The 25,195-nt window shown below is 37.7% G+C and carries 26 protein-coding genes; 23 read left to right on the top strand and 3 right to left on the bottom strand.

Annotation, left to right across the window (positions count from 1 at the left end):
- The first annotated feature begins 317 nt into the window (after positions 1–317).
- The gene (locus tag ABC382_RS11185) at positions 318–590 is read left to right on the top strand and encodes a YlbG family protein (RefSeq protein ID WP_054611705.1); all 273 of its coding nucleotides are present in this window, start codon (positions 318–320) and stop codon (positions 588–590) included.
- Between the two features lie 2 nt (positions 591–592).
- Here ABC382_RS11185 and ABC382_RS11180 read toward each other — a convergent pair whose 3' ends face one another.
- The gene (locus ABC382_RS11180; RefSeq protein WP_274795843.1) at positions 593–982 is read right to left on the bottom strand and encodes a DUF7147 family protein; all 390 of its coding nucleotides are present in this window, start codon (positions 980–982) and stop codon (positions 593–595) included.
- A 55-nt stretch (positions 983–1,037) separates the two neighbouring features.
- Here ABC382_RS11180 and ABC382_RS11175 point away from each other — a divergent pair, with 55 nt between their 5' ends.
- The 3 genes from ABC382_RS11175 to coaD all read left to right on the top strand — a co-directional run bounded on the left by ABC382_RS11175 (position 1,038) and on the right by coaD (position 3,591).
- The gene (locus tag ABC382_RS11175; protein ID WP_322611382.1) at positions 1,038–2,456 is read left to right on the top strand and encodes an RNA polymerase II; all 1,419 of its coding nucleotides are present in this window, start codon (positions 1,038–1,040) and stop codon (positions 2,454–2,456) included.
- Positions 2,457–2,531: 75 nt separating this feature from the next.
- The gene (gene rsmD / locus ABC382_RS11170; RefSeq protein ID WP_312506813.1) at positions 2,532–3,098 is read left to right on the top strand and encodes a 16S rRNA (guanine(966)-N(2))-methyltransferase RsmD; all 567 of its coding nucleotides are present in this window, start codon (positions 2,532–2,534) and stop codon (positions 3,096–3,098) included.
- A 1-nt stretch (position 3,099) separates the two neighbouring features.
- A complete protein-coding gene (gene coaD, locus ABC382_RS11165) occupies positions 3,100–3,591 on the top strand; it encodes a pantetheine-phosphate adenylyltransferase (protein WP_274795847.1) in 492 nt (163 codons plus the stop codon).
- Positions 3,592–3,648: 57 nt separating this feature from the next.
- On the opposite strand, the gene ABC382_RS11160 is transcribed toward coaD, so the two are convergent.
- Complete coding sequence (locus ABC382_RS11160; RefSeq protein WP_312506812.1) at positions 3,649–4,548, bottom strand: hypothetical protein; 900 nt, start codon at positions 4,546–4,548, stop codon at positions 3,649–3,651.
- A 118-nt stretch (positions 4,549–4,666) separates the two neighbouring features.
- On the opposite strand from ABC382_RS11160, the gene ABC382_RS11155 reads away from it, so the two are divergent.
- Positions 4,667–5,713, top strand: coding sequence for a SepM family pheromone-processing serine protease (locus tag ABC382_RS11155; protein WP_274795849.1), 1,047 nt, complete (start codon positions 4,667–4,669; stop codon positions 5,711–5,713).
- A gap of 81 nt (positions 5,714–5,794) precedes the next feature.
- Here ABC382_RS11155 and ABC382_RS11150 read toward each other — a convergent pair whose 3' ends face one another.
- A complete protein-coding gene (locus ABC382_RS11150) occupies positions 5,795–7,006 on the bottom strand; it encodes a nucleotidyltransferase (protein WP_412926812.1) in 1,212 nt (403 codons plus the stop codon).
- A 166-nt stretch (positions 7,007–7,172) separates the two neighbouring features.
- Here ABC382_RS11150 and ABC382_RS11145 point away from each other — a divergent pair, with 166 nt between their 5' ends.
- From ABC382_RS11145 to ABC382_RS11060, 18 genes are all read left to right on the top strand, one after another.
- On the top strand, positions 7,173–7,706 hold the full coding sequence (locus ABC382_RS11145) for a YceD family protein (protein ID WP_274795851.1): 534 nt from the start codon (positions 7,173–7,175) through the stop codon (positions 7,704–7,706).
- A 24-nt stretch (positions 7,707–7,730) separates the two neighbouring features.
- Positions 7,731–7,904, top strand: coding sequence for a 50S ribosomal protein L32 (gene rpmF, locus ABC382_RS11140; RefSeq protein ID WP_004224819.1), 174 nt, complete (start codon positions 7,731–7,733; stop codon positions 7,902–7,904).
- A 163-nt stretch (positions 7,905–8,067) separates the two neighbouring features.
- The gene (locus ABC382_RS11135; RefSeq protein WP_322611383.1) at positions 8,068–8,835 is read left to right on the top strand and encodes an enoyl-CoA hydratase/isomerase family protein; all 768 of its coding nucleotides are present in this window, start codon (positions 8,068–8,070) and stop codon (positions 8,833–8,835) included.
- Between the two features lie 110 nt (positions 8,836–8,945).
- Complete coding sequence (locus ABC382_RS11130) at positions 8,946–9,323, top strand: transcriptional regulator (RefSeq protein WP_274795853.1); 378 nt, start codon at positions 8,946–8,948, stop codon at positions 9,321–9,323.
- A 355-nt stretch (positions 9,324–9,678) separates the two neighbouring features.
- Positions 9,679–10,581: a ketopantoate reductase family protein gene (locus ABC382_RS11125; RefSeq protein ID WP_322604671.1), complete on the top strand. Its 903-nt coding sequence runs from the start codon at positions 9,679–9,681 to the stop codon at positions 10,579–10,581.
- On the top strand, positions 10,578–10,973 hold the full coding sequence (locus ABC382_RS11120; protein ID WP_312506808.1) for a DUF3397 domain-containing protein: 396 nt from the start codon (positions 10,578–10,580) through the stop codon (positions 10,971–10,973). Before ABC382_RS11125 ends, ABC382_RS11120 begins: the two co-directional genes overlap by 4 nt.
- A gap of 374 nt (positions 10,974–11,347) precedes the next feature.
- Positions 11,348–12,964 carry a bacillithiol biosynthesis cysteine-adding enzyme BshC gene (gene bshC, locus ABC382_RS11115; protein ID WP_322604669.1) on the top strand — a complete coding sequence of 539 codons (1,617 nt, stop codon included), beginning with the start codon at positions 11,348–11,350 and terminating at the stop codon, positions 12,962–12,964.
- A 253-nt stretch (positions 12,965–13,217) separates the two neighbouring features.
- Positions 13,218–13,649 carry a division/cell wall cluster transcriptional repressor MraZ gene (mraZ, locus tag ABC382_RS11110; RefSeq protein WP_312506807.1) on the top strand — a complete coding sequence of 144 codons (432 nt, stop codon included), beginning with the start codon at positions 13,218–13,220 and terminating at the stop codon, positions 13,647–13,649.
- A gap of 61 nt (positions 13,650–13,710) precedes the next feature.
- Entirely contained in the window at positions 13,711–14,661 is a 951-nt protein-coding gene (gene rsmH, locus ABC382_RS11105) for a 16S rRNA (cytosine(1402)-N(4))-methyltransferase RsmH (RefSeq protein WP_274795859.1), read from the top strand.
- Positions 14,662–15,033 (top strand): cell division protein FtsL, encoded by a 372-nt coding sequence (gene ftsL / locus ABC382_RS11100; protein ID WP_274795860.1) that lies wholly within the window; start codon positions 14,662–14,664, stop codon positions 15,031–15,033.
- Positions 15,030–17,252 (top strand): penicillin-binding protein, encoded by a 2,223-nt coding sequence (locus ABC382_RS11095; RefSeq protein WP_274795861.1) that lies wholly within the window; start codon positions 15,030–15,032, stop codon positions 17,250–17,252. The genes ftsL and ABC382_RS11095 overlap by 4 nt, the downstream gene beginning before the upstream one ends.
- 57 nt (positions 17,253–17,309) lie before the next feature.
- Positions 17,310–19,226: a stage V sporulation protein D gene (locus tag ABC382_RS11090; protein ID WP_322611385.1), complete on the top strand. Its 1,917-nt coding sequence runs from the start codon at positions 17,310–17,312 to the stop codon at positions 19,224–19,226.
- Between the two features lie 125 nt (positions 19,227–19,351).
- Positions 19,352–20,323 (top strand): phospho-N-acetylmuramoyl-pentapeptide-transferase, encoded by a 972-nt coding sequence (gene mraY / locus ABC382_RS11085; RefSeq protein WP_274795863.1) that lies wholly within the window; start codon positions 19,352–19,354, stop codon positions 20,321–20,323.
- Complete coding sequence (murD, locus tag ABC382_RS11080) at positions 20,323–21,672, top strand: UDP-N-acetylmuramoyl-L-alanine--D-glutamate ligase (RefSeq protein WP_312506805.1); 1,350 nt, start codon at positions 20,323–20,325, stop codon at positions 21,670–21,672. The genes mraY and murD overlap by 1 nt, the downstream gene beginning before the upstream one ends.
- Positions 21,673–21,712: 40 nt before the next feature.
- The gene (ftsW, locus tag ABC382_RS11075; RefSeq protein WP_274795865.1) at positions 21,713–22,792 is read left to right on the top strand and encodes a putative lipid II flippase FtsW; all 1,080 of its coding nucleotides are present in this window, start codon (positions 21,713–21,715) and stop codon (positions 22,790–22,792) included.
- 20 nt (positions 22,793–22,812) lie between these two features.
- Positions 22,813–23,643 (top strand): cell division protein FtsQ/DivIB, encoded by an 831-nt coding sequence (locus ABC382_RS11070; RefSeq protein ID WP_274795866.1) that lies wholly within the window; start codon positions 22,813–22,815, stop codon positions 23,641–23,643.
- Complete coding sequence (locus ABC382_RS11065; protein ID WP_274795867.1) at positions 23,624–24,349, top strand: DUF881 domain-containing protein; 726 nt, start codon at positions 23,624–23,626, stop codon at positions 24,347–24,349. Before ABC382_RS11070 ends, ABC382_RS11065 begins: the two co-directional genes overlap by 20 nt.
- Positions 24,350–24,475: 126 nt before the next feature.
- Positions 24,476–25,195: a DUF881 domain-containing protein gene (locus tag ABC382_RS11060; protein ID WP_322611386.1), complete on the top strand. Its 720-nt coding sequence runs from the start codon at positions 24,476–24,478 to the stop codon at positions 25,193–25,195.

Below are 25,195 nucleotides of genomic sequence, written 5' to 3'. Positions count from 1 at the left end.
AGAGCTACCAAAACTAGAAACTAGTATAAGTGAATAAGGTGATTTTTTCATGCTGATTTTTGCCGTCATCATATAAAATAATTGTTATGGAGATTAAGTGTTAAAACGTTCCATTATCGAGGCGTTAGCAGCATTTATTATTCCTTTTAATGTAGCAACCATTCATTCATCAAAAACACCTGATTCATAATTCTGCCAAGTTCAATGTTTATGCTTTTCCATTATAACGGAAAATTGAGCGTTCTGTCAGCTAAACTCTGTTGCTATCATTTTCTGGTCTATGGTATTCTTTTAGGTAAGAAATGAGGGAATCCAATATGAACGAACGACAAGGGCTAATCGTTTACGTCCATCAATTAAAACATGCGAAGTCTCTTCGGAAATATGGTCATGTTCTTTATATTTCTAGAAGGCAAAAGTACGTAGTGCTTTACTGTGATCGTGAGGATATTGACATGATGACAACAAAACTACAACGCCTCCCATTTGTGAAAGACGTTGTAGAGTCTTATCGTCCATTTGTGAAAACTGAATATGAAAATGCAAAACCAGATAAAGCAAAGGAATACGACTATAAAGTAGGTCTATAATATTAAGTTAATGCAGGTATATAGTTATTTAGTCTTAATATGCCGATTAAGTATTGATAAAATAGTTTTGATTCCGAAAATATAGATGAGTGCTTTATTTCTACAACAACTGCTTTTCGATCGAGTTGTTCTATTTGTGCTTCAAACATTTTTTGTCGCTTTGTTGGTTGTTCCTCATTATATGGGATGCCTTCTCGACAAATATATATAGGCATGAATTTACTTTCACCGACTGGTTTCAGGGCGACAGCTAAAGAAATTACCTTCTTATCTTCTTTTGTAGAAGTTAGTATAAAGGCTTGATGAAAACGTTCCTGATTGGTTTTAATAATTTCGAGTAGCTCGTAAACATCACCATAGCCTTCACCTAATTCTATAAATTGTTGTGGCATAATAATTGCACATCCTTTCCATTATCATAGTATCATGCTGCGGGAGGTCAAGCACATGAAATTTGCATTAAGCTTTTTTTCTATTTTAGCACTAATTATTACAGGAACGTTATTTTTCCAATATCATGCTTATTCTTCTGATCTAGAAACTGGCATAGGTGATTTTCATTACTCACAGGAAATAGAAATTGTTTATCGTGAAAATAGCTTGGATATTCGTCACCATTTTAAAAATCTGCCGAATCAAAAGGTGAAGATTAAATGGCCAGAAAAAGCAACGAATGCTAGTTGCTTTATCGAAAATGAAAAAAGCTGTGAACGTTTATCAGATGAAGTTTCTTATTTTGCAAAAGGAGAAACAAAATCACAATCTGTGTCATACATAATTCCCATTGAGGGTGGCTTAAAAAATAAGATGCTCCTTCAAAATGTTTTTGCTACACTAATGAATGGTGAAGCATCTTATTCAATTGTATCTATTTCGACGGACAGTAAAGTGAATGGACAATGGATTACAGGTCTACCATTAGTTGGTCAACAACAATTAGTTCATGTCAATTATACAATGTTTAGAGGAGATGGAACGGTTCAAGATCTTTATTGGCAAGCAGGTAAGCTTAAAGTACAAGAGCAATCCCCTGTATTATCGATCTATGCCCAGCAGGCCATTCCAAATGATTTCCTAAAATCATTCGAAAATTTACAGTTTTTAAATGATGAACATATTGCCATTATTCAAGAGAAAAGTCCAGTAGTAGCTCATGATGAGAGATTGTTATTTTTACCAACGCTTACTGCACAAGCTGTTGAACAGGAAGTGATTTTGTCACAAATTAAATCTCAATTTAAATTTGTGGATTCTCCAGAATGGTTACCTGAAGTTGTGGCATCCTACTTATTAAACGACCAAATTGGCGGAGAAAGAACGAAGAAAATTATCACGAACTTAAATGAATATATGACGGATAATCAACAACAAGCTTGGCAGGAAACGCTGAAAAAACTAGGGGATGAATCGATTTCACCGGATACATTGGACAAGTATTTATCGCAAGTATTAGATGCTAAGACATCCTATTTTACATTAAACGCACAGCAAAAAAATGGAATATATCCACTTTTATTTGAGGATGCACGAGATGTGTATGTCAATGATGTGTTGAAGGAAGACGTACGTGTTATTCGCTATGAAGGGCAAACGTTGTATACTGCAGATACATTATTACCTGAGCTTGGTTACTCAGCTGAGGAAGGGCAGAATGGTTATTATGTAAATAGTGAGCATCGTACATTCCGCTTCCCTAAAGAGCCAGGATTCTATGTCTTCAATCAACGAAGATATTCGACTATTTCTGAACCAATTATTAAGATTGCTGATCATTATTATGTAGAAGAGGCTTGGTTACAACGTTTATTCTTGGTAGAATTACAAAAGAAAGATGAGCGAATTCAAGTATTAGCACAAGAACAATAATAACTTTTGCAGCGGAGGGCCACTCTTTCGCTGCAAAAATACTTTATATGGATGAAAGTACGGTGATATGCTGTTATGAGAGTTGTAGCAGGAGAACGCAAAGGAATGCCGTTAAAAGCAATAGCTGGAAATACGACAAGACCTACAACAGACAAAGTAAAGGAATCGATTTTTAATATTATCGGTCCGTTTTTTGACGGAGGGATTGCACTTGATTTGTTTGCCGGAAGTGGAGGCTTGGGTATTGAATCATTAAGCCGAGGGGCGGAGCGTGCTATTTTTATTGAAAAAGACGCCAAAGCATTCCAGGTGCTACAAGAAAATATAAAAAAATGTCGCTATGAAGAGGATACAGAGCTCTTTCGAATTGATGCAAAGCGTGCTGTGAAAGCGCTATTAAAACGTGATATTACCTTTAAATTAGTCTTTTTAGATCCTCCTTATCATCAACAGGAATATTATGATTTAGTACAGGTTCTTGTTGACAACGATAAAGTTCAACGAAATGGTATTATTTTATGTGAACATGCAAAAGAGGTACCATTACCTCAGCATTTTGGGGAGTTTGTTTTAACAAGACAAGAAACATATGGCGGAACTATCATTTCGGTTTATCGCTGTAAAGAGGAAGAGGGAGAATAAGTTGTCTGAGAAAATTGCTGTAGTTCCTGGGAGTTTTGACCCTGTCACATTCGGCCATCTAGATATTATCAAGCGTGCGGCAGATGTGTTTGACATTGTATATGTAGCAGTATTAAACAATTCAGCGAAGAATCCGTTGTTTTCCGTAGAGGAACGTATGGCTTTAATGGCTGAAGTTACAAAAACATTACCAAATGTTCGTATAGAAAGTTCTTCGGGCCTTCTTATTGACTATGCCAAGGAAAAAAAGGCGAAAGCAATTGTTCGTGGTTTACGAGCAGTTTCAGATTTTGAATATGAAATGCAAATTACTTCTATGAACCGTTTCCTAGATGAAACCATTGAAACATTTTTTATTATGACGAAGAATCAATATTCCTTCCTAAGTTCTAGTATAGTAAAAGAAGTTGCGAAATACGGTAGTGATGTTAGTGAACTAGTTCCAACATGTGTCGTACAAGCTTTAAAAGAAAAGTATAATTTTGATAAGTAATATTGAGAGGATGTCAAAAAAAATGACATCCTCTTTTTTCTTTAGTGAAAGCTATCGTTATTTCAGAAAAAATAGAGCATAAATAGTTGGCACAATGATTATGCTAAGGAGGCGGAATTTTATATAAGGTCTTACAGATAGTTTTGCTGATTTTGCGATAACAAAGATTTGTAAGTGAATACTGATACTTTGCATGGTTAATAAAATCACCACTAATAAAGTGATGTACGGAAAGTCTGGAAAGGCAGTAACCGTCATTTTAAGGCCATTTGTCACCTCGAGGATAGCTGCAATAGAAAGTTCGACCGTATAAGGTAGTTTTGGTATTAGCTGATCTAAGCCCTCCTGTACGATGGTCTGAATCGTTGTAAAAAAGATGATGGTTGTACCAACTAACAGAATTGTTGGAGCGGTTTCTTTAATACTTTCTGAAAAAGGAGCACTATAGAGTGGTGTGTTGTGTACGGATATACTAGGTGGATCAGTTTTGCGAAATAAGTAATAGCCTGTTACTAAGCAACAAATATTAAAAGTATGTAGTAAACATAAAAACAACCATCCAAACGTATTACTGTTTAGTAAATCAAGGCTTACAAAACCTAGAACGAACAATGGACTTGGTGCATGACAAACAGCAAGTAAAAAATTTGCTTCTTTTGTGTGTAATTGACCACTATTTTTTAAATATACAATGGTTGTCGCGCCTGTTGGATAGCCACCAAGTGCACTAATAATGTAGGCTTGTACGTATAAAGAGGCTCTTTTTGTTTTTGTTCGCATAGGAGCCGTTAAACGCAGAAGCCATTGTGTTAACACGAGATATGGCAGTAAATATGGAAAAAGTGCTTCCATGAAAAGATTTAAGCCTAAATCAGTACCACTATGAGCGGTTTGTGGGAATAACAAGAGTAAGAGAATGAGAATTACGCAGAGCGCTATTTGAATTGTAGCAAACATGTTATCAACTCGTTTCAACTTTTTGTCATTCACATAGGCAAATGCTAAAATCAATATATGTGAGAATGGCAAAAACATGAACGTATGGTTTTGCAAGCGTCCTAGGAGGTGTTTAGTAGTGAAGAAAAAAATTGGAATTTATGCAGTGTTGTTAGTCGTGATTTGTTTTTTGATGTTATACCGACTAGACGCGTATATTATGAAACCTGGAAGTGCCTATGATGTCAGTAAATTTGTAACTGTCGATAGCAAAGAGGCAGATAGTTTGGGATCATTAAGTTTAATGACTGTCGCGATGCAGCAAGCCACACCGTTTTCGTATTTATGGGCAAAAGTTCAAAAATATCAAAAACTAATGGATATGGAGCAAGTACGAAACCCTTTAGAAGATGATGAGGAATATAATATTCGACAGTTAAAATTAATGTCTGATTCTCAGTTTAATGCGAAATATGTAGCTTTCCAAAGGGCTGGGTTAGAGACAAAGGTGCATTTTAATGGCGTATTTATATTAAATGTGTTAGATGGCGGAGCATCGGACGGTATTTTAAAAGCTGGGGATGAAATTATCGAGGTTGACGGTCAAAAAATAACGAGCCAGCAAATGCTTGTTGACCTTTTAAAGCCTAAGCAGCTTGGAGATAAGGTAACAATTCAATTTAAACGTAATGAAGAACGCAAACAGGAGACCATTACGTTGCAGGAAATCCCTAATACGCAAGAACATAGAGCAGGTTTAGGGATATCTTATACAGAAAGTAAATCTATCGAAACAATTCCGAAAGTAACGATGAAAACGGAGGATATCGGAGGGCCTTCAGCTGGTTTGATGTTTACGCTTGAAATATTGGATCAGCTTCTTGATGAAGATTTAACGAAAGGCTACGCAATTGCTGGTACTGGTGAAATGCTAATAGACGGTTCTGTAGGTAGAATTGGCGGAATTGATTATAAGGTTATTGCAGCTGATCGAGATGGCATGGAAATCTTCTTTGCGCCAGATGATGAAATTTCTAAAGAAATGAAGGCGAAATATCCAGAGCTAGAATCTAATTATGCAACTGCTGTAAAAACGGCAAAAGAAATCAAAACCAAAATGAAAATCGTTCCTGTGAAAACGGTAGATGATGCCATCGACTATTTAAAGCAGCTACAGCCAAAATAAAATCTAAACCCGAACTATTTCGAAACGAAAGCTTCACAGAATAGTTCGGGTGTTTTTTGATGTAAAAATCTTTTGGAATAGTTAACAACGGATAGGCGGTGTTTGATAGTCCTTAGGTAGGGGGCGATCCTTTGTTCCTTGTTCGATACTCAAATTGTATAGCTCTGCAGCATGAATATCGATAGCTAACATCGCATCATTGGTAGCTGCTACTCGGCTAATTAAAGGTAACTCAATATCCTTTTTGTGCTTACCTATATAAGCTTGTCCTTTAGAACTCATGCCTAGTAATCGAATAAAGGTTGGCTGTTCAAAATTTTGAAGCTGTTCTTTTGTAAAGCCAGTATAAATATGTGTGATCATACGTTGAAGACGAGTCCATGTATAACGTTTGGATTTTACTTTTTCCATAAAGCTATTGAAAGAATTGCTGGTCTTGGCTGCCTTCACTATGGCATTTTCAATACCTTCTGTTACTTCTGCATAACGAGTGAGTTCTGAAGGTGTATGTCTTATTATAGTGAACTGCAATAATGGCCAAAATCTTTCCCAGCTTGCAAAATGGTTATATTTATTATACCAATCAGCTAAAAAGTCAAAAGTGGACTCTGGGACAACATTTTGCACACTCTGTAAAGAACTTGTGGACGCAAGAGCTTTACGTATACCCGTTGCACTGGCGATCGATGAATCTTCCTTTAAAACATCATGATAGCCTGCTGCGATGCGAGGAATTGTTAGTGGTTTAATATGGCTCCCAAGTGACTTGGCTGCTTCAAGATAATGAAAGCCCAGAATATTATTTGGTTGAGCAAGATCGATGTATGGAGCAGGGAACTTCTGAGAAAGCTGTTCATAGGCATAATGTAGACTTTTAGGATAGCTTGCACCTGTTTTAAGGCTTTCTTTAATAAGTATGTCATATTCAGAACGGTTGTGGTCAATCAGCTCAAAAGTGTTCAAAAACGGTTGAATAGAACCATTCTCACTACCAAAGGCAAACGACTCACAGCCAACAGCGCTTAATAAAGAAATAGCGCCTTTTGCAAAATCGGAGGCAGGTGCTGTACTATAGACATAAGGAAGCTCGATCACTATATCCACACCGCCAGCAAGGGCCATTTTAGTACGTGTCCATTTATCAACCATGGCAGGTTCTCCACGTTGTAAAAATGTTCCGCTCATCACTGCAATGACGATATCCGCCTGTGCTACTTTTTTAGCCTGTTTTAAATGATAAGCATGTCCATTGTGAAAAGGATTATATTCAACAACAATTCCAACCGCTTGCATGCTTTTCCCCCTTATAATTTGTGTCTTTATTTAAAACTGTAGGAGCAAATACACTTCTCATAGTATATAATTATAGGTGGGTTTTAAAGTGGTGACAAGAAATTATCTTGACATCTATTTTTACACATTATATAATCAACAGTGTTGTCTCGAGGTGATTAAACGAATGAAATGGTCAATTCATCAATTATCTAAATACCGCCAAAACGGGATGCCAATCGATGCCTTTGTCCAGCTGGATGAAGTGATGGAGCGAAACCAGGATATTCGAGCAATTTCGCCCGTTCATGTAAAAGGGCTATGTACTTTTGGTGCATCGCAAATGACATGTCAGTTAACTGTGACAGCGACGTTAACACTTCCATGTGCTCGCACGTGGGAGGATGTTGAGTTTCCTATCGAAGTTGAGACAGTTGAAATTTTTAGCTGGATTGACGAAGATAAGCGAGGAGACGATGACGGAGACATTCACTATATTGACGGTGAAGTCATCGACATGAAACCAGTTCTTGAGGAATTAATTTTACTTGAGGTACCAATGCAAGTGTTCAAAGAAAATTCTGAAGGACAAATGCATGGCGGTAAAAATTGGTCTTATGCAACAGATGAAGACGTAGAGCTACACAAAAAAGCTGATGAACAAAAAGTGGATCCAAGACTAGCTGCTTTAGCTAAGTATTTTGATCAAACAGACGAATAGACGATCTGTAAGGAGGTGCCATCAATGGCTGTACCATTTAGAAGAACTTCTAAAACTGCAAAAAGAAAGCGTCGTACGCATTTCAAATTATCTGTACCTGGTATGGTAACTTGCCCTAACTGTGGTGAGGCTAAATTATCACACCGTGTTTGCAAAGCTTGCGGACAATACAAAGGTAAAGAAGTAGTTAGCAAATAATACAGTGTTTGCTCACTTAAAAGGCTAGTAGAGAGACCATGGCTCTTTACTAGCCTTTTTGTTGGCTTAAAAAGACGGAATATTTTGTTGATTATGAAGTTCTTTACAATAGTAAAATAATTGTATGATACAATTTATTCATTGAAACAAAGGGGGTAACAATATGTCTTATAAAATTGATAATGCTGATGGCATTATGACGTTTACAATTAATCGTGAAGAGAAGCGGAATGCGGTTAATGATGAGGTTATGGATGGTCTTCAAGAAGTCATTACATATATTCGTCAGCATGAAGATGTCCGATTTTTAGTAGTGACAGGTGCTGGTGATAAATCATTTTGTTCTGGTGGGGATTTATCAGAGTTTCATTCGTTAGAAACAGAAGATGAGGCATTTGGTATGTTAAGTAAGATGGGGAAAATATTATATGAACTTGCAACACTGCCGGTGCCGACTATTGCTCTTATAAATGGTACTGCTGTTGGAGGTGGTTGTGAGATTGCTACAGCCTGTGATTTTCGTCTAGTGGCAAGTCATGCGAAGTGTGGCTTTATTCAAGGGACCTTAGCGATTACAAGTGGTTGGGGTGGAGGTACATACTTATTTGAGCGGGGATTACGCCATGATCGTGCGATGAAGATGCTTGTAGATGCAAAGCCATATCCCGCACAGCTATTATATGAGATAGGGTGGGCTATGCGTGTTTTTGAAGGCTCGAAAGAAGAAGCGTTGGATGATTTTATTGAACATATGCGTAAAATCCATCCTTCTGTTCATAAGGCGTATAAAGAAATTGAACTTCGGAAGTGGCGTGAACGCAATATGTATGAGCGTGTAATGGAGGAAGTTCGGACATGTGCAAAGTTGTGGGAAAGTGACGCGCACCACCAAGCAGTTAATAATTTCTTGACAAAGAATAATAATAAGTAATGTATAGAGGCAGTGATAAGAGGAAATCAAGATCACTGTCTTTTTTCATGCAATGATTCTATTTTGCTCGTTACTGCATATAGTAGTAAAAAATGCGAGGGTGATAGATTATGGAATTGAAAAAAAGAAAAGATCAATGGACAAAGGAAGACGATGAAAGACTAGCAGAGATTGTCTTGCATAATGTGCAAAATGGTAAAACGCAGCTAGAAGCCTTTGAAATGGCGGCTGCAGAACTAGGTCGTACAAAACAAGCATGTGGTTTCCGCTGGAATAAAACATTACGTGGTCAATATAGTCAGTCGCTATTAGCTGTGCGAAATCAGCCGCAACAATCTATGCGAAGTCACTTGAAATTGGCATTGACAAGTTTTGACGAATTAACTGAGGCTTATCAAACGCTTGAAATGAAGCATCGTGAATTGCAAAATGAGCATGAGAAATTGGTGAAATGGCTACAGCAAGGCTATTCATTGATGAAAGATTAAAGTGACAGGTGTGAGGCATTTTTAAACAATGAAATTCATTGCTTTTCTGGAGGTAAAACCCTTTCTGTATATCGTCAACAATCAAACAATCCTGTATAATAAAAGAACCAATATTTAAGGTGCCTTAGATCTAATCTAGGGCACCTTATTCTTATCGTTTTATTTTGGCTTTGGAAATTTCTTTTGTCCGAAAGAGGAGCACTTGTAGCGTTCAATCACCATGTCCTGAGTGGATGACGATGCCTGATTTAATGGTTCTGAAATCTCAGGGTAGTGAAAGACATAGTTTAGTTAACCGTTATCATAAGAAGTGACTCAGAGGACAGTACACATTGAGATAGAAAGGGTGTAAAAAATGAAAGTGGCCATAATAGGTGCCGGAGCAGTTGGTCAATTAACAGCAAGTTTTTTAGCTGAGTCGGGTACATCGGTATCATTGGTTGTGAGAAGACAGGAGCAGGTTAATGAGCTAAATACTAAAAAGTTGACACGTATCAACGTGGACGGAACTAAAACTGTGCAAAATATTGTTTCTACAACAAATTTGACTTCTCTTCCAATGCAAGATTTACTAGTGATTGCTGTTAAATATAGTCATTTGCAACAGCTCTATAAACAATTAGCTTTATTACCAAGTGATATGCCGTTACTATTTATGCAAAATGGATTAGCGCATTTTGAGGAAGTGTTAAACTTACCGCAAAAAAACATTGCCTTTTGCTCTGTGTCCTTTGGTGCTCAAAGGGTAGATCAAACAACGGTTCGTCATAGAGGGGTAGGACTGTGTAAAATTGCTGTAGAACGAGGGAAACAACACACCTTTGAGAAGTTACTTCAATTACATTGTTCTTTGTTTCCAGTTGAAATGGTTAGTAATGCGGAGCAAATGCTTTTTGACAAAGCCATACTTAATAGTTTGATTAATCCTTTAACTGCTGTACTACAATTAAACAACGGGGAGTTAGTAACAAATAAACAAGCGTTTTTACTGATGGAAAATATTTATCAAGAGCTTACTGAAGCGTTTGAAAACATGGAACACTCCATATCTTTTGGTGATGTGGTAGACTTATGTAGGAAAACAGCCGAAAATACATCATCTATGCTGGCGGATCGCCTGCAGGGTAGAAAAAGTGAAATTGAAACAATAGTTGGCGTCATTTTAAACAAAGCATTGGCAAAGGGTCATCATTTGCCAACTTTGCGTACTTTATATCACCAAGTACTTGCACTAGAGGAGAGCGGTGAAAGAAGTTGAAAGACCTTTTACATATCGTGATTAGTATCATTATTTTTTGTCCAATAGTTCTTTTTGTTATTGTTTATCTCGTAGGTAGAAAAATTAAAATTCGTGGCACACATGCTTTTGGAGCAGCCTCTGATGTTACGACATTGTGTTTGTTTTTTTCGGTCCCCTTAGCTATTGGGGTGTTGTGGCGTGTGAATGTAGGAGCACTTTTAGTGATTCTTGCACTAATGATGGCTATGATTTTTACATATATTGATTGGCGAACGAAAAAGGAACTAGAAGTGAGGCCGTTATTAAAGAAGATTTGGCGTTTTTTGTTTTTAATACTTAGTACAGCATACGTAGTCATTTGTATCGTAGGCGTTATTCAATCCATTATAGAATATTTACATGTAGTCTAAGCATTTTCTTTTCATGTTGAAGCTATAAGCGTTAAAATAGTAGCATTGAAAATAGTTATTAAAAAATCATTTTGTATGAATGGGAATATTCATTGCATTTATACACCTTAGTGCTAGAAGCATAGTATTGGGTGAAAACATTAAATTTAATTTTTTTGTATGTTTTTGTACCGAATGAACAGGAATGGGTACCCTTCTTAGAGGGAGCTTTTAAGATACTCGTTCTCTGGCATAAGGTGTATCCACATTATGTTGCCTAAAGTATTTTTCGAGCAAGTTCGGAAAAACCGAATTGGGATTATGTGCATAGTATGAATGGAATAATTTCTCGTTCCAAGTAAGAATGATTTAGTGAGTAGAGGAGTTTATGATAAATGAAACTGGAGTCTATCCAAGTACCTATAAAAAATCATGTGCTAGCAGATTACTGGTCGCCAAATACTGCTATTCATCAGTTTTTTGAATATGATTATAATGATCAAGCTTTTGAGGATCGAGCGAAGCATTTAGCCCAACATGCCCGTGATCAAAAAGAATTAACAGCTATCATCCGACAATTTATGGAGCCGTTTGGGCTATCCCAAAAAGCGAACGAACACTTAGAACAACTAGAGCAAGGAGCTATGGTAGTAGTTGGTGGACAACAAGCAGGTATCTTAACTGGCCCTCTTTACTCCGTTCATAAAGCTATTTCAGTGATAGCATTAGCCAAAGAGCAAAGTGTAAAGCTGCAACAGCCTGTTATCCCTGTTTTTTGGATAGCCGGAGAAGATCATGATTTAGAAGAAATTAATCACACGTATACAGTTCATGGAGAACTTCTGAAAAAGCGTGCATACAGTGAGCGATCTAGACGTAAGACGATGGCGTCTGCAACAACGTTAAACAAAGAAGCGATGACACAATTGATTAACACAATTGTTCGAGATATTGGTGAAACGGAGTTTACGGAAGCGCTAATTAAACAATTGGTGGACGCATTAAATGATAGTGAAACATTTACGGATTTCTTTGTTTGTTTAATGAATCAACTGTTCAAAGAAGAAGGCTTGTTGTTAATTGATGCTGCTGACTTCCATTTCCGCCAATTTGAAAGTAAATATTTTGCACAAATTATTCAAAACAATGAAGAAATTGCTAGAGTAGTAACCGAAAAGGAAGAAGAGCTTGAGCAAGCAGGCTACGGGAAGCCTATTTTGGCAACAGCTGAAGCAGCCAATTTATTCTATGTGGAAGATGGAGAACGTCATCTTTTAGAACGGAAAAATGAGCTGTTTGTTAATTTAGCAGCGAACATCAAGTTTTCACAAAAAGAGCTACTAGATATTGCAGAAAAGCACCCTGAACGTTTAAGTAATAACGTAGTGACTCGTCCTTTGATGCAGGAGATGGCACTGCCTGTCCTAGCATTTGTTGGAGGACCTGGTGAATTGGCCTATTGGGCTACACTGAAAAATGCATTCAAGGTATTAGATTTACAAATGCCAATTTTTGCACCACGTCTTCATATCACAATTGTTACAAGACATGTAGAACAGTTGTTACGTGAGCATCAACTAACGGTTTCAGACGTTTGGGAAGGAAAGGCATTGCAATTGAAAGAACGCTTTATTGCAGATGTTCAGGATAGTGAAGCGAAGCGTCAAATTCATGACATGCAGCAATTATTAACTGAAAAGTATGAGGAGCTAGCATCCTACTTAGAGAAACAACAATTGCATTTAGATAAGATCCTTGAGAAAAATCAAGAAAATCATGCGAAGCAATTTGATTACCTACAGCAAAAAATTGAACAAACTGTACTAAGTAAGCATGAAACGACTATTCGTAAATTCACGACATTGCAAAATGAGTTGTACCCAAATGATGGTTTCCAAGAGAGAACCTATAATCCATACCAATATTTCAATGAGTTTGGACCTATGTTAATAACTGAAATGCTAAAGCAAAATTATAGCATCGGTAAACACCACTATTTACTTTATTTATAAACGTAATATCAGGTGCTTTTTACCTAAGTGATTATTTGATATCATGTGGATATGATGAATGATGTCTGAAAAAGTAGTATTTAAAGAGCTATCCTACTATGGGTAGCTCTTTTTTTATGTCCTTTAGCATATGTCGGATAATTCCCTAAAGGTCTAATTGCATATTAAGCGATAAAATGTCAAGTTTTTTTTAAAAAAAGTGGAGGAAAGTGGGGGGATGTGGTACATTATTTAATAAAGTGGGGTGAGTAGTATGTTCATGGGAGAATATCAACACTCCGTTGATGCGAAAGGGCGATTAATCGTACCGGCAAAATTTCGTGACGCTTTAGGCGAAACGTTTGTTGTTACAAGAGGTCTCGATAACTGTCTATTTGGCTATCCTATGAATGAATGGCGAAAACTCGAAGAAAAATTAAAAGGTTTACCAATGACCAAAAAAGATACACGTGCATTTGCAAGGTTTTTCTTTTCTGGAGCAACAGAGGTAGAAATAGACAAGCAGGGGCGCATCAATATCCCAACAACACTTATGCAACATGCACATCTTGTCAAGGAGTGTGTGGTGTTAGGCGTTTCAAATCGAATTGAGATTTGGGCTAAAGATGCTTGGGAAGTTTACTTTAGTGAGTCTGAACAATCTTTTAATGAAATTGCAGAAAATATGATTGGCTTTGATTTTTAACTTTGATAGGTATTACAACGCAAATGTTGTATGAGGTTAAGGCCTGAAAGGAGCGTGTGGTATGTTCGATCATACAACCGTGTTATTAAAAGAAACTGTTGATGGGTTGAACATCGATCCTGATGGTGTATATGTGGACTGTACGCTAGGCGGTGCAGGACACAGTGAATATTTAGTACAACAATTATCAGATAAAGGCCGTTTAATTTGCTTTGACCAGGATATGACGGCTATTGAAAATGCGAAGGTTCGATTAGCGCCCTATATTGAGCGTGTGACATTTATTCATTCGAATTTCCGTTATTTAAAAGAGGAGCTATTGGCTCATGGTATCGATCAAGTTGACGGTATTTTATATGACTTAGGCGTATCTTCTCCACAATTAGATACACCTGAGCGAGGCTTTAGCTATCACCATGATGCACCACTCGATATGCGTATGGACCAAACGGCAACACTTACAGCATTTGATGTTGTCAATCAATGGGCATACGAAGATCTCGTACGGATATTTTTCCGATATGGGGAAGAAAAATTTTCGAAGCAAGTGGCTCGTAAAATTGAGGAGGCCCGTAAACTAGCACCGATTGAAACTACTGGTCAACTAGTCGAGCTGATTAAAGAGGGTATTCCAGCAGCGGCACGCCGAAAAGGTGGACATCCAGCAAAGCGCATTTTCCAAGCAATACGAATTGCTGTAAATGATGAGCTAGGCGCAGCAGAGGATTCATTAGTCGATGCGATTGATATGATTAACGTAGGGGGGCGCATTAGTGTCATTACGTTCCATTCATTGGAGGACCGCCTATGTAAGACAATCTTTAAGGAAGCGTCATCATTACCGGAATTACCACCAAATTTACCTGTAATTCCTGATGACATGAAACCTACTTTAAAGCTTATTACACGAAAGCCAATCATTCCTTCAGAAGAGGAATTGGCAGTAAATAATCGTGCGCGTTCAGCGAAGCTTAGAGTGGTGGAAAAAATTAACGACAAAGGGCGTGAGTAAATGGCAGCAGTTCGTGTAAGGCAACAGCACCAACATCAACAAGTGCAACAACCGATAACACCACCTAGTCCACAACCCACTATCATACGTCGTAAAAAAACGAACCAGAAGTTTGAAAAAACAATGCTACTAGTTTTAGTTGGCATTATCGCTGTATTAGGAGTGCTAGTATTAAATAACCAAGCAGCTATTCAAACAACAAGTATGGACATTCAAAAGATCGAATCAGAAGCAGAAGAGATTGCGAAACAGAATGTTGACTTAACGGTTCGTGTAAGTGAACTTTCTACATACGAAAATATCTGGAAAAAAGCAAAAGAACTCGGTTTAACTCAAAATGAGAAAAATGTAAAGGTAGTGCCGGGAGAATGAAAAAAAAGAGATTTCGATTCCAATGGGGAGCCTTTCTATTATTAATTTTTTATGGAGGGCTCTTTTTTGTATTATTCACAAGAATGGTAACAATTCAAGCGACAGGAGAAGTAGAAGGACAAGAGCTTGCAGCGAGAGCAGCAGCAAAGTATGGTAAGGAAAGTGTTATTACAGCAAATCGTGGGAAAATTTATGATCAAAGTGGTCAAGTAATTGCGGAAGATACGTTAAGCTATCGCTTGGTTGCTATCGTAAATGAAGCGGCAACCACAGACCCAAAGAAACCAAGACATGTTGTTGATGCTGAAAAAACAGCAAAGGTTTTAGCTAAATATATTCCAGCAATGAAAGAGGAAGAGGTTGTTAAGAAACTAAACAATCGCTATCGAAGTGATGGAAAACCTTTATATCAAGTGGAGTTTGGAAGCGCAGGCCGCGGCATTAGTCACGAGGTTATGAGTAAAATACAGAAAGAAAAACTACCAGGAATTCTATTTGTTAGTGACCTAAAACGTTATTATCCAAATGGAGTGTTTGCCTCACATTTAATAGGCTATGCACTGAAAAAGGATAATAAAGATGGCACGGTGACAACAAAGGGAGAAATGGGACTAGAATATACGTACGATAAAGAACTAACTGGCGTTAATGGCAAGGTTGAATATGAGACGGATGCGTTCCGTTACTTACTACCAAATAGCGAGAAAATGATTACGCCAGCTAAAAATGGGGATGACATCTATTTAACACTCGATAAAACGATCCAAAGCTTTTTAGAAGAGGCGATGACGAAGGTTGAACAGGAGTATAATCCTGAGTCCATGACCGCGGTAGTAGCAGATCCTAAAACTGGGAAAATTTTAGCGATGTCACAGCGTCCCACATTTAACCCAGAAACACGTGAAAGTCAAAATATGAAGTGGCTAAATGAGGTAATTGAAGAAACGATTGAGCCAGGTTCAACGATGAAAACATTCACACTCGCCTCAGCTATTGATACAAATACATGGGCACCGAATGCTCCCTACCAATCAGGTTCATATACTATACTCGACCGTACTATTCGTGACCATAATCAAGTTGGGTGGGGGACAATTTCTTATTTAGAGGGATTCCAGCGTTCATCGAATACGGCCATGGCCAATTTATTAAAATTAATTGGCGATGAAGTTTTCATTGAATATTTAGATCGCTTTGGCTTCGGTCATAAAACAGGCATTGATTTGCCAAACGAAGCAACGGGGACAATTTTATCTAAATATCCAATTCAACGCGTAACAACAACGTACGGACAAGGTTCAACAGTCACGCCAATTCAGCTTATTCAAGCAATGACGGCTATTGCGAATGATGGTAAGATGATGCAGCCGTATGTTATCGACCGTATCGTAGATTCTTCAACAGGAAAGGTTATTCAAAATCATGAACCTGTTGAAAAAGGACAACCAATTAAAGCTGATACGGCAAAACAAGTACGAGAAATTCTTGCCTCCACATTAACATCAAAATATGGGACAGCAAAGGATTTTATACTAGAGGATTACGAAGTTGCTGGGAAGACAGGGACAGCGCAAATTCCTCGAGCAGATGGCTCTTATTCATGGGGTGCTAACCAATTCCTATATTCATTTTTAGGAATGGCTCCTGTTGATGATCCACAGTTAATCATGTACGTTTCAGTGAAAAAACCTAAGTTAAACAATGAGCTTGGCTCAGTACCAGTGTCTAAAGTCTTTAATCCAGTTATGTTAAATAGCTTAAAGCACCTTAACATCAATCCAGATGATATTCAGCATGTGGATAAAGTTGGTATCCAAGATTATACTGGCCAAAGTGCTGAAGCACTTGAAGTAGAGTTAGCGAATGATGGATTACAACCAATCGTTGTGGGTGATGGTGGTAAAGTTATAGATCAATATCCAAAAGATACAAAGAAACTTGTAAAAGGTAGTTTTGTATTTTTAAAGACGGATGGTGATATAACATTGCCAGACTTCACGAATTGGTCCTTACGAAATTTACTTGTTTTTAAATCCATGACAGGGCTAGAGATGGAGATTTTCGGTGAAGGTTTTGTAGCAAGTCAAAGCGTATCAGCTGGAACTGTCATCACAGATAGTTCGCCGATCGTTGTGAAGCTTAAAACACCTGCAGAAAGCTTCGTTCAAGACGTTGAAGCTGCCTCCGAGGGTGAAGTTGAAGAAGTAGATGATGAATAACATTGAATAGAAGTCCACTTTATTTCATACGTTGTAAAAAACAAGGTGTGATGTCGAATGAAGTGGATTTCTATCCATTCTAAAAATCGTTTACGTGTTTTATATGTGTTGTTTATGTGTGTAGCAGTGGCGATTGTGATTAGGTTGTTCTTTTTGCAAGTTTTAGATCAAAAAGAACTGACAACCAAGGCAGAGGAGAATTGGGATCGAGAAATTCCATTTGCAAATGAACGAGGACACATTACAGACCGAGATGGCGAAAGTATTGTAACGAATAAGTTAGCGCCAACATTATATTTCATGCCTTCACAAAGTAAAGATATTGAAGGAGCTGCCGAAAAAATTGCGCAAGTTTTAGAAGTAGATAAAGAGAAGTTATTAGAAAAAATGCAGAAAAAAGCGTACTTAGTGAAGTTAGCGCCTGAAGGTAAAAATATACCATATGAAAAAGCGGTAGAATTACAGGGGATGCAGATAGAAGGATTGTATAGTGGTGTTGACTATTCTAGGGATTATCCTTATGGTACACTATTATCTCGATTTTTAGGCTTTACTGGCTATGATGCACAAGGCTTAGCAGGAATTGAATATGAATATGATAAGTTTTTGCAGGCAAATTCTTCTGCTATCCGTCTATTTACAGATGCAAAAGGGAATAATTTACCGAATGTTTCAAGTGCCTGGAAAGCAGGCGAGGATGGCGCAACGATTGAGTTAACAATTGATGTCGATGTCCAACAGGTCGTTGAGCGTGAATTGTCACAAGCTATGAAGCGCTATGAAGCTGACCAAGCATTAGCTATTGCTATGAATCCAAATAATGGTGAAATTTTGGCATTAGCCTCCTATCCAACTTTTCATCCAGCCGAATATCAATTAGTAGAGCCAGCCATTTATAATCGGAATTTACCTGTATGGATGACATACGAACCAGGTTCAACGTTTAAAATTATTACCCTTAGTGCTGCATTGGAAGAAAATCTAGTTGATTTAGAGAATGAAACTTTTTATGATCCAGGTTATACGATGGTGGCTGGAGCAAGGCTTCGATGCTGGAAACGTGAAGGGCATGGGCATGAAACGTTTTTAGAGGTCGTTGAAAACTCCTGTAACCCCGGCTTTATAGAATTAGGACAGCGCCTAGGTAATGAGCGGTTGTTGCAGTATATTAAAGATTTTGGCTTTGGTCAAAAGACAGGTTCTAATATTGCAGGTGAAGCATCAGGTATTTTATTTTCGAAGGAAGCCTTTGGACCTGTTGAGCAAGCCACAACCTCATTTGGCCAAGGGGTAGCCGTAACACCTATCCAACAGGTTCAAGCGGTAGCCGCGGCGATAAATGGAGGCAAGCTCTTTACGCCATATGTTGTAAAGAAGGTATTTAATCCGAATTCAGGGGAAGTTATTCAAGAGACGGAACCAGTTGTAAAAAAACAAGTAATCCGTGAGGAAACCTCTGCCAAAGTTCGAGGTGCTTTAGAATCGGTAGTCGCGAACGGCTCAGGTCGACAAGCCTTTCGAGATGGATTACGAATTGGCGGTAAAACAGGAACGGCACAAAAGGTTGAAAACGGCCGTTATAAAAGTGGAGAATATATCGTATCTTTTATTGGTTTTGCACCAGCGGACAATCCGCAAATTGTTGTCTATGTGGCTGTTGATAATCCGAAAAAGACGACACAGTTTGGTGGGGTTGTAGCAGCACCTATTGTTGGGCAAATTATTGAGGATGTTGCACCATTTGTAGGTATTGAAAAATCGAAGGAACAGCTTGAAAAAGATTATCGTTATGGTGATCCAATTACTGTGAAGGTACCGAATTTTATCGGTCAAACAAAGGATGATATTGCCAAGCAATTTTATCCATTCCGTATAGAATGGCATGGCGAAGGGACTAAAATTGGTAACCAATTACCTGAGGTGGATAGTGTTATCAAACAAGACGGTACCATCCATTTATATTTGGAGAACTAATATAACTTTACCTTTAAAAAATGGGAAAGAACCACTATTATTATGAAGGGTAGTAATAAATAAATGAAAGTTTATGCTTTTTTCTTAAAGAAGAAAGTGAAACAAGATTTAAAGGAGATTTTTCAATGAAACTCGCAACAACACTTACCATTTTAGCTCTTGCTTTTATAGTAACAGTTATCCTGGCACCAATTAGTATTCCACTTCTTCGTCGTCTCAAGTTTGGGCAAAGTATTCGTGAAGAGGGACCAAAATCACATATGAAAAAAGCTGGTACACCAACAATGGGTGGAATTATTTTCTTGCTTTCTATCCTCCTGACAACTGTTGGTGTAGGTAGCTTTTTAGATTTATTAACAACACAAACCGTAGTACTATTATTAGTCTTAGCAGGGTTTGGCTTAATAGGTTTATTGGATGATGGTTTAAAGGTTGTCTTTAAAAGAAATTTAGGGTTAACCTCTCTACAAAAGTTAATTGGTCAAATTGTCATTGCTATTCTAGCTTATTTCCTACTCCATGTAGGATCGTTTGATACTACGCTTGCCATTCCATTTACAGAGTGGACAATTGATCTTGGTGTATTCTATGTGGCCTTTTTAATATTCTGGTTAGTAGGCTTCTCCAATGCGGTGAATTTAACAGATGGATTAGACGGATTAGTGGCAGGTACTGCTTCAATTGCCTTTGCGGCGTTTGGTGTAATTGCACTATTCCAAAGCCAAGCAGATATCGCTCTCTTTACATTTGCTGTAACAGGTGCTTTATTAGGGTTTTTACTATTTAACGCGAATCCAGCAAAGGTATTTATGGGGGATACAGGGTCATTAGCATTAGGTGGGGCCTTAGCTATGGTATCTGTATTAGTAAAAGAAGAGTTCTTACTTTTGCTTGTCGGCTTAGTGTTTGTAATCGAAACATTATCCGTTATTTTACAGGTAGGTAGCTTCAAACTTCGTAAAAAGCGTATTTTTAAAATGAGTCCTATCCATCATCATTTTGAATTATCAGGTTGGTCAGAATGGAAAGTAGTGCTTGTTTTCTGGTCAACTGCCCTAGCAGTAGCATTGATTGCAGTCTTATCGGAGGCGTTCTAATGAAAAACTATACAGATTTACAACATAAAAAAGTACTTGTGTTAGGTCTAGCAAAAAGTGGTGTGGCCGCTGCTGAAATTTTACATGAGCTTGGCGCCTTTGTAACAGTCAATGATTCCAAACCCTTTGATGAAAGTCCAGATGCACAAGGATTACTACAAAAGGGAATAACAGTGATTTGTGGTCGCCATCCTGAAGATTTACTTGATGAAGGCTTTGAATTAGTAGTCAAAAATCCAGGTATTCCTTATAGCAATCGCATTGTGGCAGATGCTATAAGTCGTGACATTCCTGTTTGGACTGAGATTGAGCTTGCCTATTTAATTAGTGAGGCACCATTCATTGGTATTACAGGCTCAAATGGCAAAACAACGACGACAACTTTAATATTCGACATGTTAAATAACGGCAACAAAAACCCATTGATTGCTGGAAATATCGGGACAGTTGCTTGTGGTGTTGCTAAAGAGGCTAATGAAGATGACATTATTGTAACGGAATTGTCTTCTTTCCAATTGATGGGGACAAAAACATTTAAGCCTAAAGTTGCTATTTTAACGAATCTTTATGATGCACATTTAGATTATCATGGAACATTTGACAAATATGCAGAAGCGAAGTTTGGTGTTACACGAAATCAAGATGATAGTGATTATTTTATTTATAATGCGGATCAGCCGGTTGTCGTTGGATATGCTGCTCAATCAAATGCACAAAAAGTTCCATTCAGCTCAAAAGGACGTACGGCAGACGGCATCAGTGCAGATGAGACAACAATTTATTGGCAAGGTGAACCCTATATGGAGCGAGCAAACATCGCCTTGCCTGGTAAGCATAATTTAGAAAATATACTTGCCGCCGTTGCAGCTTGTATTCTGGTAGGCTGTGATAAAGAGAAGATGGAAGAAGTCTTAGCTACTTTTGGTGGGGTTAGACACCGGACACAATTCGTGCGTGAATGGAATGGTCGAAAGATTTACAATGACTCGAAGGCAACCAATTGTCTAGCAACAAAGAGTGCATTAGATGCTTTCCAAGCACCTATCATTTTACTTGCAGGTGGTTTAGATCGTGGACATTCCTTTGAAGAACTTCGACCTAGTATGAATCATGTAAAAGGTGTTGTTGCATTTGGAGAAACAGGCTTACGATTTGTAGAATTTGCAAAATCGTGTGGTGTTGAACATACAGTCATTGCTCAAAATGTAGAAGACGCTGTACATTATGCAGCTCCGATGTCAGCAGAAGGGGATATTATTTTATTATCTCCAGCTTGTGCAAGTTGGGATCAATATGACAGCTTTGAAATACGCGGAGATGTTTTTATTGATGCTGTAATGAAGCTGTAATGAGCCTGTAACTATTTTAGAATATACTTGACTTGGAAGGATGGCATTACTGAGAGGGAAAGAAAGCTACTTATTGCTCGTCACAACTTTGATGCTATCAATAATCGGCATTATTTTCGTCTATTCTGCAGGTACCTATTGGAGTGCTGTTCATTATAGTGGAAAAATGCCGTTTTATATGAAGCAAAGCGTATACTTTGTGGTAGCCATTGCCGTATTTTTAATCACGATTCGATTAAATATTTTGAGAGAGCAGTCCTTTTGGAAAATGGCCTATATATTTTCGTTAATTTTACTTGTTCTCGTGCTAATCCCAGGAATTGGACTAGTACGAAATGGATCGCAGAGCTGGATTGGGATAGGTCCTTTAACTATCCAACCAGCGGAACTAGCGAAAATAACTGTCATTGTGTACTTAAGCCATATACTAGCGCAACATAAAACAGGAACAATGATTGTGAATTGGCGCCACGGGTTCATCTTGCTATTACCTGTCATTCTTATCATGTTACAACCAGATTTTGGGTCTGTTTTTATTCTTGTTGTATCGGTGTTTTTATTATTTTTTGTCGCTGGGTATCCGTTAAAGCTGTACGCTATGATTATGTTAGCTGGAGTTGCTGGATTAGTAGGGCTAATCGCAACAGCACCATATCGTCTAAAGCGAATAGAAGCATTTCTTGATCCATGGGCTGATCCTTTAGTGAGTGGATTCCAAGCAGTGCAATCCTTAATGGCAATAGGGCCAGCGGGGATTTTTGGCCATGGTTTTGGACAAAGCCGTCAAAAGTTTCTGTACTTACCAGAACCTCAAAATGATTTTATTTACGCTATTATTTTAGAAGAAGTCGGATTGATTGGTGGCCTTGTTATTTTAATGCTTTTTGTACTGACAATCTATGCAGGTTATAAATTTGCTGTCCAGGCTAAAAATCGAACATCCTATTACGCCATTATTGGGCTTGTTACGATGCTAATGGTGCAAGCGTTTTTGAATATAGCTGTTGTGATTGGTTTAGTACCAGTAACGGGTGTTACTTTGCCTTTTATTAGCTACGGAGGAACATCTTTAGTAACAATGTGGTTAATAATAGGTATTATTTATCAATTAGCGAAATAAATATAAAGGAGGAGTACTTTTTGGAGAAAGTAATCGATATAGAAGATCGCATACCTACGCTAAAAAAGCGACGAAAAAAGCGTACAAATCGGAAATTTATAGTGCTAATATTACTTTTCTTTATTGTGTTAGCAGTACTCCTTTATTTTCAATCTCCATACAGTAACATCAAAAAGATAACCGTCAATGGTGCTAAGCTTGCGAATGAGGAATATTATGTGAAGGCGAGTACACTTACGCCTGGTAAATCAATGTGGGGTTTTAAAGTGGAAGATATTGAGAGGATTTTATTAAAGGATAAGTGGGTAAAAGAAGTACATGTTAAACGTAACTGGCTTCAAGGCGTAACGATTGACCTGAAGGAATGGAAAAAAGTTGCGTATTTAGCTGGGGACGGTACTTATTATCCTTTGCTAGAAAACGGCAAACGCTTTGAACAAACGGGAAATGATACGCCCATTGATGCACCAGTTTTTATCGGTATAACCGGTGAAAAAACAATTAATAAACTTGTTGAGCAACTAGCGCAATTAAAGCCAGAAGTTTTAGCTTTAATTTCCCAAGTTAACACGAATAGTAATGATGCAAATCCGAATGCAGTCAAACTTTATATGAATGATGGCTATGAAGTACGTGCTGTTATTCAAACGCTAGCGGAGAAGCTAAATTATTACCCTTCTATAGTAGCGCAAATTGCCAACTTAGAAAAAGGCGTGATTGATTTAGAGGTCGGTTCCTACTATCGTCCTTTTAACGAAGAGTACAACAAGATAGACATTGATATGGAAGCGAATGCAGATGGGGAATTGGTTAACCAGGAAGTGACGGAAGATGAACAACAAGAAGAATAGCAAAGGGAATTTTTTTACTAGAAAACAATTTGAATTACTAATTGTTTGTGTGACAACAGGATTTATTATCGGCTATTCCTACAACCAGGCAAAAGATAACCGGGAAGCAGGAGCGATTGATTCAGAGCTTTTTGAGCAAGAAGATTCCTATCGCGAGGAGTTAATAACACAACAAGAACGCAATAAAGAACTCACTGAAGAATTAAATACTTTACAAGAACAAATTAGAAAGTATGAAAAATCATTTGCTTCAAACGAAAAGGACTATAAAAAGCTTGTTGAGCAAGCAGAAGATTTACGGTTATTACTTGGCGAGTTAAAAAGTGAAGGGAAGGGAATCCGAATAACCCTTCAAGATGGTGACTATGATCCGAAATCTTTAAATCCAAATGACTATATTGTCCATGAAAGCCATGTTTTTAAGTTGATGAATGAACTGAAAATTTCAGGAGCCCAAGCTATTGCTATCAATGGACAACGTGTTATGGCTAATTCCTATATTCGCTGTAATGGTCCAGTTATAACAATTGATGGTACACAACATCCAGCTCCCTTTGTGATAGAGGCAGTAGGTGATTCAGAAACATTAATGGCCTCTTTAAATTTAAGTGGAGGCGTAGTGGATCAGTTATTAAATGACAATATTGTGGTGTCATTAGAGGAAAATCAAAAGCTTACAATGCCTAAAGTAAAAGTTGAAAGTTAGGGACAAGTCCTATATTCATGTTTAAAGTCTAATTTAGCCTCCAGGTATTTGTCGATTGTAGGTTGTATTGACAATTTAACATCGTATTCTGAGAGGCATAATACGATACGTCTAGGAGGGGCTATTTTGCAAAGAAATATGTACACCCGAATAACGTTCGTGCTATTTATTATCGGTTTGATGATAGCGGTACAATACAATACCATACAAAAACCAGCAGAGCGAGATACACGAGATATTTGGGCAATAAGAGAGGAATTAGCACTAGAAAAGCAAAGACATTCCGCATTACTGGCAGAAATTCGCTCACTTCATGAAGTAGTGGATCGCTATGAGCAATCTGAAAAAGTAAATCAGCAGGCAGCCTTAAATGAAACATTAAATCGTTTAAGGCTACAAGCTGGATTAACAGAAATTATGGGGCCCGGAGTCAGATTACGTGTAGAGCCGGCACCTGAATTAATTGAAATGGGTTATGAAATTAAAGAAATATCACCTGATTTGTTAACTCAATTATTAAATGCACTTTTTAAAAACGATGCTACTAGTGTCTCAATTGATGGCAATCGTGTTGTACAGACAACAGCCATTCGGGATATAAATGGTAAAACAACAGTGAACAGTATACCCCTGTCTTCACCGTCCTTTAAAATAGAAGTTGGGACAAGCGATTTTAAAGCAGCGCAAAAATTGTATAATTCACTACAAGCCTCAACGTTTATAGACTCGTTTTATTTAGATAATTTTAACTTAGTAATTGAAGAGCCAACTGAACAGTTACAAATTCCAGCATTTGATCAGCCGTTGACAAATGATTATTTAACAGAGGTAAAAAAAGGAGATTAA

The organism is Lysinibacillus phoenicis, assembly GCF_047238325.1.
GTDB classification, from domain to species: Bacteria; Bacillota; Bacilli; order Bacillales_A; family Planococcaceae; genus Lysinibacillus; species Lysinibacillus irui.
This window is presented reverse-complemented; position numbering and strand designations above follow the sequence as displayed.